Annotated in this window: 9 protein-coding genes; 1 reads left to right on the top strand and 8 read right to left on the bottom strand. The window is 69.8% G+C overall.

Annotated features, from left to right (window positions below; all coding sequences use genetic code 11):
• Positions 1-6: 6 nt before the first annotated feature.
• The 5 genes from ACZZZB_RS05735 to ACZZZB_RS05715 form a co-directional block, all read right to left on the bottom strand.
• Complete coding sequence (locus ACZZZB_RS05735; protein WP_229939399.1) at positions 7-1,065, bottom strand: acyltransferase family protein; 1,059 nt, start codon at positions 1,063-1,065, stop codon at positions 7-9.
• Entirely contained in the window at positions 1,062-2,417 is a 1,356-nt protein-coding gene (locus ACZZZB_RS05730) for a hypothetical protein (protein WP_133060006.1), read from the bottom strand. Before ACZZZB_RS05730 ends, ACZZZB_RS05735 begins: the two co-directional genes overlap by 4 nt.
• A 260-nt stretch (positions 2,418-2,677) precedes the next feature.
• Positions 2,678-5,383, bottom strand: a complete 2,706-nt coding sequence (locus tag ACZZZB_RS05725; RefSeq protein ID WP_086474577.1) for a right-handed parallel beta-helix repeat-containing protein — start codon at positions 5,381-5,383, stop codon at positions 2,678-2,680.
• Complete coding sequence (locus ACZZZB_RS05720; protein WP_086474576.1) at positions 5,298-6,614, bottom strand: acyltransferase family protein; 1,317 nt, start codon at positions 6,612-6,614, stop codon at positions 5,298-5,300. The genes ACZZZB_RS05725 and ACZZZB_RS05720 overlap by 86 nt, the downstream gene beginning before the upstream one ends.
• Before the next feature lie 5 nt (positions 6,615-6,619).
• Complete coding sequence (locus tag ACZZZB_RS05715; protein ID WP_165767059.1) at positions 6,620-8,062, bottom strand: tyrosine-protein kinase domain-containing protein; 1,443 nt, start codon at positions 8,060-8,062, stop codon at positions 6,620-6,622.
• Between the two features lie 65 nt (positions 8,063-8,127).
• Here ACZZZB_RS05715 and ACZZZB_RS05710 point away from each other — a divergent pair, with 65 nt between their 5' ends.
• The gene (locus ACZZZB_RS05710) at positions 8,128-8,820 is read left to right on the top strand and encodes an arsenate reductase/protein-tyrosine-phosphatase family protein (protein ID WP_463529169.1); all 693 of its coding nucleotides are present in this window, start codon (positions 8,128-8,130) and stop codon (positions 8,818-8,820) included.
• 39 nt (positions 8,821-8,859) lie between these two features.
• Here the strand turns inward: ACZZZB_RS05710 and ACZZZB_RS05705 are convergent, their stop codons facing one another.
• The 3 genes from ACZZZB_RS05705 to ACZZZB_RS05695 all read right to left on the bottom strand — a co-directional run bounded on the left by ACZZZB_RS05705 (position 8,860) and on the right by ACZZZB_RS05695 (position 12,123).
• Complete coding sequence (locus ACZZZB_RS05705; RefSeq protein ID WP_229939401.1) at positions 8,860-9,969, bottom strand: glycosyltransferase; 1,110 nt, start codon at positions 9,967-9,969, stop codon at positions 8,860-8,862.
• A gap of 109 nt (positions 9,970-10,078) precedes the next feature.
• Positions 10,079-10,858, bottom strand: coding sequence for a CDP-alcohol phosphatidyltransferase family protein (locus tag ACZZZB_RS05700; RefSeq protein ID WP_463529168.1), 780 nt, complete (start codon positions 10,856-10,858; stop codon positions 10,079-10,081).
• Complete coding sequence (locus ACZZZB_RS05695; RefSeq protein WP_086474721.1) at positions 10,855-12,123, bottom strand: glycosyltransferase; 1,269 nt, start codon at positions 12,121-12,123, stop codon at positions 10,855-10,857. Before ACZZZB_RS05695 ends, ACZZZB_RS05700 begins: the two co-directional genes overlap by 4 nt.
• Positions 12,124-12,331 lie beyond the last annotated feature (208 nt).

Raw genomic sequence — 12,331 nt, 5'->3', positions numbered from 1 at the left:
GCGGGCTCAGCGGACATCGGAGTGCCGTGCGCGCGTCGGAGCAGGAGCCGGTCCGCGGAGGAACCCGGGTGCCTCGTAGAGCACCCGTGCCGGCCCGCGCATGGCGGCCCCGCTGATGAGCAGTGACCCGGCGATCGCGAGTCCGGCCAGCACCGGCGGGAGCCCGGGGGCCACGACCGCGATCGGTGTGACCCGCGCGAGCAGTGCGAGCAGGTAGGCCATGACGATGATGAGCGGTGTGTGGGTCAGGTAGACCGGTAGGGTGTTCGACCCGATGGACACCAGGCGCGGGATCCGCGCGAGCCAGCGGCTGACGGTCACCCCGGTGACGACGCCGAGGACGCAGTTCACGAAGTACAGGCCGGGCACCCAGCGCAGTCCGAACACGGCGACCACCGCGGACACCGCGACCCAGGAGACCATGAGGGTCACCAGGAGCACCCCGACCCGCGCGCGGCTCAGTCGGAACACCGCGTCCTTCAGGTACAGACCGGCGAGGAAGAAGAAGCAGTACTTGACCGAGCCGCTCCACCCGATGTTGGCGGTCTCCCAGCCGCTGAGCGCGGCGGCCGAACAGACACCGGCGACCACGAGCTGGATCCGCCAGTCGATGCGTCGGATGAGCTTCGCGACGACGAAGAAGATCGCGAGCGCCCAGATGAACCAGAGCTCGAACCGGGGTGCGATGGGCGAGACGACCAGGTCGCGGATCGTGCCGACGAGGTTGATCGGCTGACCCTTCATCGTGAGCCCGAGGAGGAAGACCGCCGACCCGATGACCTCCCAGATGAGGAACACCCAGACGAAGAGGGAGAGCTTCGACCGCCACAGTGCCCTCCAGGACGCGGTCAGCCACTTCGCGGCGAACAGTCCGGCCAGCATGAAGAACAGGGGCATGCGGAGCGACGACAGAGCCTCGTTGACCTGCCGCCACCCGTCGATCTCGAACCCGGCGCCGAGCAACCAGCTCGCCGAGTGGTACATGGCGACGAGGGTGATCGCGAGCCCCTTGCCGGCGTCGACCCACTCGAGGCGCGGCTTGGCCTGCGGCGTGGCGGCGGTCATCGGCGCACCGCCGACCGGGAGCTCGGCAGGGTGCGCAGCGCGACGGTCCCCGACGGATCGGCCCGGTGCCGAGTCGCCACCGGGACGAAGGCCACCCCGAGGAACAGCATCGTGAGGAGCATGGACGAGTCGATCGGGCTGAAGCACAGGTTCCACAGCATCCTGATGGCGAGCCAGACCACGAGGGCACTGGCCGCGCGGCGGGCGAGTCCGTCGCCGATGGCCCGGAAGGTCAGGACGAACAGGAGCACGATCAGCGCGGTCCCCAGGAGTCCGAAGCGCACCCACAGGTCGCCGATCATGGAGTGGACCTCGTAGCCGTTGCCGAACATGTACCGCTCGACGTAGCCGTTGTTCGGTTGGTAGCCGATGAAGGACATGCCGGTCTTCGCCGACAGGATGTCGGACAGGGTCGGGAGCGCTCCAGAACCGTAGCCGAGCGGACGGTTCACGACGAGCTCGACGGTGGCGGCGGCCTCCGGCCTGCCGCCCACGATGAGGTTCCCCGAGGTGTCGATCTGCGCCTGGGTGCGTTCCTGCGTCCGCTCACCGAGCAGCCCGCCCAGGATCACGGCCTGCGCGATGGTGTACACGGCCGCGGCGAGGACGCCGAGGCCCAGGAGTGTCCGGACCGTGGAGCCGCGTCCGCCCGGGCTCGACGGACGCAGCTGCCAGAGGACGAGGGCCGCCGTCATCACGAGCATCGCGCTTCCGGAACGGGCGTCGTTCAGGGCGCCGACGACGCCGATGACGGCGATGACCGCGAACTCCATGAGCCGGGAGCTCCAGCGCCATGCCAGGGCCAGGAGCAGGACGGTCAGCGGCAGGGACAGCCCGAAGCGCCAGACGTTGACGCTCGAGAGTCCGTTCCCGAGGGGGATGGCCGCCACCATGCCGAGCCCGAACCAGACCGCGACCATGGGGGCGCCGATCACCGTACGGGCCCAGAGCAGTGCACCGGTGCCGGCGACGAGCCCCAGCACCATGAAGGAGTTCCCGGCGAGGAGGGTCTGGCTGGTGGACTGTCCGGCGCTGCTGAACGCGGTCAGGACGGCTCCCATGGCGATCGCGGCGAGTCCGAGGACGCCGAACAGGCGGGCCTCGCGGAAGCGGGCCAGGACGGGGAGCCACACCGGGATGAGGAGGAGGGCGAAGACGTAGCCCACTTTCAGGCCCTGCGGCAGGTCGATCGACATCGCGAGGAGGACCGGGGCCGTCGCCGCCGCAGTCCGGTCCATCCACGTGTGCGGCCGGAGCGGTGTCGTCGGCACGGCCGCCGTCGGGGCGAGCGCTTCGGCGGGGGCCGTGGGGCTGGTCCGGCGGGTCGCTCGGATGCTCGGTCGTGCCGTCATGATCGCCCCCTCATGGCTCCGGTCGGATCGTCGGTTCGCCGGGGCCGCAGGGTTCGAGGACGTTCGGGCGTCGGTCGATTCGGGAGGGCCTGGAGTGGGGATGCGCCGGGTCTGCATCCGTCCACCGGTCATCCGATCCTACCGAAGGGCACCCCGGAAGGCCTTCCCCCGTTCGCGGGGATGTTGCCCCCAAAGCGAGGGGTGACGACGGAACGGCGTGTGCCGGAGCACACGCCGTTCCGATCATGATCCGGGGGTGATCAGGGGCTGAGGAGGCTCCCCGCCCGCGCCGGGGCGATCCCGGCCTGCAATCCCAGCAGGCCGGCGATGGAGCTCGGTACGGCGACCACGACGAGCGCCGACTGGGCGAGGGCCGCCGGCGTCAACTGGTAGCCCGTCGTCGTGACCGCGGTGCCCTCGACGAGGACCGACCGCCGTTCCTGGCCGGTCGCCTTCGTGAACGCGGCCACCGTCGCGAAGCTCTTCGCGGTCGCTGCACCCTGTCCCCAGCGCACCGCGAGCGACGGGGCATTCGCGGAGGCGCGCTGGTAGACGTTGCCGTTCAGCGTGAGCTTCATCTGCTCGGCCGTGAACTCCTTCGACTGGTCCTCCACGCAGACGAGGCAGCCGCCGCCGGCACCCGAGATGACGTTGTTCGACACCGTGACGTTCTTGATGATCCACGGCACCGTCATGTCGGGCAGCGGCTGACGCCGGTCGTGGCCCGCGGAGTTCACGTTCGTCTGGCGACGCTTGTCCTGGGTCAGCTGCAGGGCGGCCATCGAGTTGCCCGTGATGGTGTTGTTCCAGACCTGCACGTTGCCGGTGTTCCCGATCCACAGGCCGTACCGCCCGTTCGAGGCGATGACGTTGTTCGTCACGGAGAACGTGTCCGAGATCTCGAGGATGATGCCGGTCGCGCCGTTGCCGATGGAACGGTTCCCCGAGACCTTCCCGTTGTACACCGACTCGTCGAGCCAGAGGCCGACGGTGGTGTTCTTCTGGAAGTCGTTGTCGGTGAAGGCGACGGTGCGCGAACGCGTGATCTTGAACCCGCCGGACACCGGCATCCGGTTGAAGTTCTGCACGTTGTTGCCCGAGATCACGGAGTTCTTGAGCGTGAACTTGTCGGCCGAGTTCGCTCCGCCGCCCATCATCCCGTTGCCGGTCGCGGTGATGTTCGCGAAAGTCACGCCGGTGCCCCACGCGTACATGCCGATCGTGGCGTTGTCCTGCACCACGAGGTTCTCGAAGGTGATGGCGTCGTTCTGAGCCGTGATCGCACCCATCTGGTACACCGAGTTGCCGTAGTTCCGGACACCGAGGCCGCGCACGACGCTGCCGACGCTCTTCACGGCGAGTGCCGTCTGGAGCTTGCTCGCCGTGACGGTCTTCCCGGCAGGGTCCGTACCGAGGATGAGGCGCTTCCCGGCGCGGTCGACGAAGAAGGTGCCCGTTCCCACCGCTCGCTCACTGGCGACCTGTTGCTGGGCGACGCCGTCGACCCACACCTGGTCGGGGTAGGCGGCGAGCGGGTAAGCGGGGTTGATGAACTTGATGGCCTCGGCACTGCCGTCCGACGCACCCTTGGTGAAGGTCGGGCTGGTGTCGAAGCCGGTGTTCCAGCCCGTCACGGCCCAGCCCGTGGAACTCTTGTTCCAGCCGGTGACGCGGTCACTGCCGTCCAACCAGACCGCTTCCTTGGGATAGGACTGGATGGTCAGCTGCTTCGAGCTCGCGAGGACGACGCTCTCGCGGTAGGTGCCGGCGCGCAGCACCAGCGTCGATCCATTCGGCGCCTTCGCGACGGCGTGCGTCAGTGACGTGTAGGGCGAGGCGAGACTGCCCGAGCCCCCGGTGCCGTTGCCTGCCGTCACGTACAACGCGCCCTTCGGGATCGCGTACGAGGTCGCCCCGACCGCAGCCGAACCTCGGCCGCTCGACGGCACCTGGGTGTCAGGGCCCGTCGGCGTGGTCGGGGTGGTCGGCGTCGCGGGAGCGGTGGGGGTCGTCGGGGTCGCTGGTGTAGTCGGTTCCGGCACCGGGGTCTCGACGGGGTCCGTCGGTTCGGTCGGCGCGGGGACCGGGGTCGTCGGTTCGGGTTCCGGGTTGGCCGACGACGAGGTCACCGGGGCCGCGCTCAGGGCGCTGATCCCGAGACCGAGCGGTGCCGCCGCGCTGGAGAGGTAACTCCACACGCCGATCCCGCCGGACTGGAGCCGCTCAGCGCTCGCGTCGGTCGCGATCCGTTGCCAGGAGGGCTTCGCCGCTCCGACGACCCACGCACGACTGGCCACGGTGACGGTGGTGGACGACCGGGTGCGCAGGTCCATCTGCAGCGATTGGCCGGGCTGGAGACCGGATGCGACCAGCGCCTCCTTCGACAGCTTCTTCTGGTTCGTGGTCGACCCGTCAATGCGTGCCGTGCCGAGATAGACCGAACCGGTGGGCGTGACGCGCACCGTGCTCTGGTAGTACCGCTTGCCGTCCGATCGGGCCTGCAGCCCGAAGTAGACGCCGCTCCCGGCGGTGGGGAGGGTTGGGACGGTGATGGTGGCGGTGGCCTGGACGTCTGCGATCTGCACACCGGCGAGCAGTGCCTGGCGGGCGGTCCCCGGGGTGGTGAAGGTGATGCTGCCGCCGTTCGCGACGGCCATCCCGGTGGTGACCGCGGAGGTGTAGTCGCCTCCGAGATCGGCCGCGCCGAATCCGGTCGCGACCGTCCGCGCGAAGGTGTCGCTCGCGACGGGCTTGCCGACGGACCAGGTCTCACCTGCGGCGTTCGCCGGTGCTGCGGCCGTGAGCGAGGTCAGGAGCAGGGCTCCGGCCGCGAGACCGCTCGCCAGGACGGTGCCGGCACGGCGGATGCCGCTCGAGCGGTCAGTCGGTCGGACGCGACGGCGCGTCGATCGGAGCGTTGGCCGGTCGGTCGTGGGAGGACCGGCTGCGTGGAGGTCGGAAGTCAAGAAGGGGTTCCTCACGGGGATCGGGAGCGCCCGATCCGTCGACGCGGGGTGGATGCGGGGGAGGTTCAGCTGCGTCGGATGGAGCGGACTCGGCCCGTGACAGGCCGTTTCGGTCGGGTGGCGCGATAGTGCTGTTGACGGATGGTACAGCAAGGATCTGTGACGGGTCCATGTTTCGAGAACGCGGTTCTGAGGCGATCGTCCAGCTCTTCACCGGGACGGTGAAGACGCCGGGCACCGACCGAAGGAGCCGGTGGATCCCAAGGGAGATCAGGATGGAAGCCGCCGCGAGTGCGGGAGGGAGCACGATTCTCCACCACAGCGGGAGCGTCTCGGCGATCGGATGCAGTACGCCAGCTACGGCGATCATAGGGAACGTATGAACGAGGTAGACGGGGAGCGTCCTCGTGCCGAGAACCGCTAGGAAGGAGCAGGAGCGGAAGCGGGACAACACCACGGCGAGCGCGATGCCCGTCGCCGTCGCCACGAGGCCGGCTCCGAGGAGGACGAACGGGACGAAACGCGCCTGGGTCCTGAGGACGAAGACGACGATGCCGCCGTAGACCCCGACCAGGACGAGCAGGTGCACGAGCCCGAGACGCGGCGCCAGACGTCTGACGAGCGGCGCGGCGTGCGCCGCCAGGAGGAAGAAGAAGAAGTAGCGACCCGCCTTCTCCCAGGGCACACCGAGCGAGGAGAGCATCCCGGTCCCGAACGCAGCGGAGACCGCGGCCGCGAGGGCGAGCTGCACCAGGCGCGGCCAGCGGCGGATGAGCCAGGCCACGACGAAGTAGATCGGGAGGGCGTAGATGAACCAGAGGTTCGGATGCGGCTGGACCAGGATCGACGCGAACGACCACCACGTGACGGGATCCTGAGCGTCGCCCACGGGGGGCATCACCGCGCCGTAGGCGGTCTCCAGGGTGCTCCACACGACGTACAGGTAGAGGAGGAGCAGGAGGCGCTTGCGGAACAGATCCCGGAAGGGGCGTGCGAGCGCTGACGGCGCCAGCAGCCCGGAGACGAAGAAGAACAGCGGCATGCGGAAGGTGTCGAGCGGGGTGCTGGCCAATGACCACGGCCCGGTGATCCCGGCCACCCCGAGATACATCACCGCGTGGAACAACACCACGAGGATGATGGCGATCCCGCGCGCGGAATCGATCCACGGCTCGCGTGAACCGGATCCACCGCGGCGCGCCGGCCGCGCGTGTCGGGCGGTCGTGGACACGGGGGTTACCGCTCTCCCGCGGTCTCGGGCGTCGGCTCCGTCGTCGTCGCCGCGACCGGTCGCCGACGCCGCGCGCCCAGGACGGGAGCGCTCTGCCGGGGCCGCGCGTTCTCGTCGTCCGTGTAGTAGGTGGTGCGCTCGTGATGACGGACGTCGTTGGCCACCACGCCGAGCACCCGCGCGCCGACGGAGTCGAGCGTCGACAGGGCCTTCTGGAGCTGCTGACGCTTCGTGCGACGCTCGCGGACCACGACGATCGCGCCGTCGGTCTCGTGGACGAGCCACAGCGGGTCGGTGACCGGGATGACCGGGGAGGTGTCGATGACCACGAAGTCGTACTGGGACTTCAACCGGTCCAGCGTGCTCCGCATCGTGTCCGAGGCGAGGAGCTGGTTCGGGTTCGGCGGGACCGCTCCGGCGACCAGGATGTCGAGGCCTGGCACGCCCCAGGGCTGCACCGCCTCGTCGAGGGAGGCGTCGCCGAGCAGGACGCTGGTGAGTCCGACCGTTCCGTCGAGCCCCGTGTACTCGGCGATGGACGGGTTCCTGAGGTCACCGTCGACGAGGATGACGCTGCCGCTCGACTCCGCGAGGGACATGGCGAGTCCGACGGACACGGAGCTCTTGCCCTCACCGGGGAGGGCCGACGTGACCACCATGGAGGCCACGGGCTTGTCGACGTCCGCGAACGCCAGGCTCATGCAGAGCGATCGGAACGCCTCGGCGGTGATGCCGTTCGGGCTCGAACGGATGACCTGGGCGATCCGACGATCACGCGAGGTACGGCCGATCTCGGCGAGGAGCGGCAGGTCCGTGACGAGGTCGATGTCGGAGTTGCTCCGGATCCGGGTGTCCACCAACTCGCGCAGGACCGCCCAGGCGAGGCCGAGGAGGATGCCGATCACGCCACCGATGCCGGTGATCAACCGCACGTCCGGGGAGACCGGGTTCACCGGCGCCGAGGCCGGCGAGATGATGGTCAGCTGGACCGAGGCCGCCTGCGCGGCGTCCTTGGGGGAGATGTTCGCGACGGCGTCCGACAGCGACTTGGCGATGCCGTCGGCGATCGCCCTGGCGAGCTCGGGATCGGAGTTCACCACGGAGATGTCGACGACGACCGTGTTGAGCGGGGTGTCGGCCGTGACCGTGCGGGCGAGCTGGGCGACGCTCAGGTCGAGGTCGAGGTCGTTGATGACCGGCTGCAGCACGTAGGGCGACTTCGCGATCAGCGCGTAGGACTGCACGAGGTTCTGCACGTAGGTCGACCCCTGCACCAGTTCGCTCGTGGACTCGCCGTAGGCGGCCGAGGCATAGGCACTGCTCGTCGAGCGGTACATGCTCGGCATGGACTGGGCGTAGACGTACCCACCCGCTGCACCGAGGAGCGCCAGGATGAGGATGACGGCCCACTGCTTGCGGATCGCGCCGAGGTAGTCGTGAACGGTCACGTCAGTGCCCTTCTGCCGGCACCGGGCCGGGGTTGTGCTGCGGGAGGGCCGGTACGGCCGTCCCGGTGGTCCCACTATCATGTGGGGAGGACGAGGGGAGCAGGGATCTGGACGAGCATCGTGACCAGACACTGTTGTTGGTGTGCGCGGCGAACGTCTGCCGCTCGCCGCTGGCGGAGTTCCTGTTGCATCGACGGTTGAGCGGTCTGGCCGGCTTCGACGGCGTCGTGGTCGAGAGCGCCGGGGTGTCGGCCAGGGTCGGCTCCGAGATCTGCGAACGGGTCAGGCGGGTGGAGCGCGGCGACGGCTTCGCGGCGTTCGCCGGTACGCACCGCTCGCGGCCGATCTCGCTGGAGATCGTCGAGGGCGCGTCACTCATCCTGACCGCCTCCACGGCCGAGCGGTCGGCCATCGCCGCGCTCGCTCCGGCGGCGCGGTCTCGGACGTTCACTCTGCGCGAGGCGGCTGCACTGGCCACCGTGCCGGGCTTCGCAGACGAGGCCGATGTCGACGCCGACGGGGTGTTGGACCGCTTCGCGACGATCATCCACGGGCGCCGCGGGTTCGCACCCGCGAGCCGGAAGCCCACGGGCCTCCGCCGGTTCGGGCGGAGTAGGACGCCTGCAGACCCGTTCGACATCGCCGACGGCCACCTGCAGGGGTCGGCCGCCCACGACCGCACCATCGCGCAGGTCGGAGCGGTCGTCGACGCGCTCACGGCCGCGCTGCCGGCCGTGACTTCACGCGACGCCGCCTGACGGGCTCCACCGGAGACTCGGCCCGGACGACGGTCGGCGCTACACATGGACGCGTCCGCTCCGCCGCGCCCGGATCGGGAGCCCGACCACGGAGTCGATGATCCGGTCCTGGTAGGAACGGACGGAATGCCGGTCGGCGGCGATTCGCTCATCCGCGATGGCCGCGCTGGAGCGGGTGGCCCAGTCCGATCGGATCTCGGCGAGGGCGTCGGCGATGGCGGTCGCGTCCCCAGGGGTCACGAAGGTCGCGGCACGGTAGCCCGCGGCCGCCTCGCGGAGCCCTGAGGTGTCGCTCACCACGACCGGCCGGGCGGCGAGGATGCTCTCGACCGCGGTGTTGCCGAAGGGCTCGTCGAGTCGGGACGGCACGACGAGCACGTCGCTGGTCGCGAGCGCGGCCCACGGAGACGGCTGGAATCCGTGCAGCGTGACGCGGCCCTCGAGCCCACGCTCCGCGATGGAGGCCAGCAGCTCGTCCTCGAACCACTCGTAACCGGGGTAGACGGCGCCGACGATGTCGGCCCGCGCTCGGATACCGCGGCGGGTGAGCTCGTCGACGGCCTCGATCACGAGGTCCGGCCCCTTTCGCGGTGAGAGACGGCCGACGAAGAGCACGCGGAGTTCGTCGAGCACGTCCACGCGGGGCTGCGTCACCGCGTCGGGGCCGGGTACGCCGTTCAGGACGACGCTCGTCCGACCGGCGAGTCGACGGTAGGAGCGCTGGAGCGTCTCGGCGCTGTAGCGGCTGTTCGCGATCAGCCGGTCCGCGAACAGCAGGGGGAAGGCGAGGGCGCGCATGACGACGGGCTTCGCCGAGCCCTCCGCCTCGTGGACGTGCACGACGGACGGCAGGCGGTGCAGACGGGCGAGTGCCGTCCACAGTGGGATCGTGATGGTGTTGGTCCACACGAGGTCCGGCTGCACCGATCGGAGGAGTCGTCCTCCTGCTCGCAGCCCGCGGACGGTCTGCGATACGAGCGCGCCGAACCCGCGGGGGGTCAGCAGACTCTTCCGCAGCACCAGCGTCGGCACGATGTGCACCCGCGCGCCCCGCTCGACGAGCAGCGCACTCAGCGGCCCGTCGGCCGGCATCGTCACGACGACGTCGGAGCCGTCGCGCACGAACGCCTCCACCGTCTCCAGGAACACGCGGTCGGATCCGTACAGGTCCGCGCTCGGATGCGCGAGCAGTAGTGTCCTCCGTCCGGGCGACGCTGCAGTCGACCGGCCGGACCCCCCAAGGCCGTTCATCGTCGGATCAGCTCCGGACGTCTGCGGCGCGAGCCGCACCGAGACGGTCCATGTCCCGGAACCACTTGACGGACGCGAGCAGCAGGTGACCGGTGTTCGCGATGAACATTAGCGTGTAGGCGGCGAAGAAGAGGGGAGGGAAGCCGATGAGGAGGAAGATCATGCAGAGGAAGCCGTAGTCGGTCGGGATGACGAGCAGCGAGCGCATCGGCGAACTCCGACGGGCGTCGAGGGCCGGCTTGTGGCCGTAGGCGGCCTTCAGCTGGTCGTTGAGGATCATCGCGAAGAACGAGACGGCGGCGACCACGGTGTAGCCCATCGGGATGAGGTACAGCGCCGGGTTCGTGAAGTCGAAGTGGCGGAAGACCATGATGAGGACCGCGAGGTGCAGGGTGGAGATCTTCGTCGCGTCGACGACGTGGTCCAGCCATTCGCCGCTCGCCGAGCCGCCGCCGCGCAGGCGGGCGACCTGGCCGTCGGCCGAGTCGAAGGCGTACCCGATGGCGAGGGCGAGCCAGATGGCGACACCGACCCACCAGGCGGGCGGCAGGATCGCCAGCATCGCGATGCCGGCGAAGGTGAACAGCGCGCTGATCGCGGTGACGACGTTCGGGGTCAGTCCGACCTTGTACGCCCCGGCGGCGAGATACCGCCCGGCCTTGCGGTTTACGTAGATGGAGTAGGCAGGGGCCCCCGGTGCGCGCTTCTTCTGGGCGCCGGCGAGGCGGGCGACGATCTCGGTGTAGGACTCGGTGGTCGAACGGGTGTCGGCAGTGATTCGGGTCATGCCAATCCTCCGGTGCTCTCGGTGATGCGTGTCGGGTGGATGCCGGCGACGGGTTTCGGGTTCCAGTCGATCGGCAGACGGTTGAACCGTCCGGTGCCGTGGATGGTCGCGCCGTCGGCCAGGCGCAGGGCGAGCGCCTCGTAGCCGTCGGCGATGGCGTCCCAGCGGTACACCTCGGCGGCGCGTGCCTGGAGCGCTGCTCCGAGGGCCGCCGTGCCCGCCTCGTCCAGCTCGGCCTGCTCGATGAGCCGCGCGACGTCGTCCGCCGTGGCGAAGAAGGAACCGGTGCTCCCGACGACCTCGTGGTTGAAGACCGAGTCGAAACCGATGACGGCGGTTCCGGCACCCATGGCGCGGAGCAACGACGGGTTCGTGCCGCCGACCGAGTGGCCGTGGACGTAGGTCAGTGCCCCCGCGTACAGCTGATCGAGGAGCTCCTGGTCCCAGACCCCGCCGAGCAGGTGCACCCGGGGGTCGCTGGCGGCCAGGGCCGCGATGCGTTCGCTGTGCTCGGCGCCGTAGGGTGCGGAGCCGACCACGACGAGCGGGTGTCGCGCCTCGCTGCGGATGAAGCCCTCGACGATGAGGTCGACGTGGTTCTCCGGCTCGAAGCGGGCGACCACGAGGTGGAAGGCACCGGCCTCGACGCCCGCACCGGAGCCCAGCAGGTCCGTGCGCGGCTGCTCCAGGATCTTCGCCCCGTAGGTGAGCAGTTCCGTCGGCACGCCGAACTGCTGCTCGTAGTAGTCGGCGATGCCGGCCGCGTCGGCGATGAGGGCGTCGGCGGTGCGCACGGAACGTTCCTCGGCCCAGCGGTAGTACCGCTTGCCGGAGCCGCTCCACTTCGCGCGCTTCCACTCGAGACCGTCGACGTGGACGGCCGTCGGCACGCGCTTGGCCCGGATGACGGGGACGAAGGGGGCGTTCGCGGCGTTGAAGACGAAGGCGACGTCGTTGCGGCGCGTGACTGCCATGTGGAGGACCGACAGGGCGGTGTGGCTGAGGGTCTCGAGGACCTTCTTGCGGACCGCGGGCAGGTGCACGAGGCGCATCCCGAGGTGCTCCGCCGGCTGCTCTGCGGCGGTGCGCCGACAGTAGACCGTGACATCGTGTCCTCGGGCGGCGAGCCTGCTGCCGATCTCCTCGACCGCGGTCTCGAAGCCGCCGTAGGCGGCCGGGACGCCTCTCGTCCCGACCATCGCGATGCGGAGCGTGCCGTCGGGGCGTCGACCGTGGGCGACGGTCTTGCGCCTCGGCGCGCTCATCGGGTGGACGCCGATGGTGGTCGGACGGCGGAGGGCAGGGTGGGTGACATGGCTGAGTTCGGGTCTCTCATGGTCGTTCGACCGCCGCACCGGGTTCGGGTGGGTGCGATGGTGCTGGTGCCCGGCGCCTCAGGCGTCGGTGTTCGGGTGTCTGGTGCTCGGTCGGGTACCGGTGCACGTCGACGATGCTTCCGCTCGCGAGCGTGCA

The organism is Plantibacter sp. AC185, assembly GCF_979258065.1.
Note: the sequence above shows the minus strand (reverse complement) of the source record. Positions and strands in the feature narration are given on the sequence as shown.

Excerpts from the sequence above, each read along its gene's own strand:
- ACZZZB_RS05700 (WP_463529168.1), bottom strand. The coding sequence starts at position 10,858 with ATGACCCGAATCACTGCCGACACCCGTTCGACCACCGAGTCCTACACC.
- ACZZZB_RS05735 (WP_229939399.1), bottom strand. The coding sequence starts at position 1,065 with ATGACCGCCGCCACGCCGCAGGCCAAGCCGCGCCTCGAGTGGGTCGAC.
- ACZZZB_RS05695 (WP_086474721.1), bottom strand. The coding sequence starts at position 12,123 with ATGAGCGCGCCGAGGCGCAAGACCGTCGCCCACGGTCGACGCCCCGAC.
- ACZZZB_RS05730 (WP_133060006.1), bottom strand. The coding sequence starts at position 2,417 with ATGACGGCACGACCGAGCATCCGAGCGACCCGCCGGACCAGCCCCACG.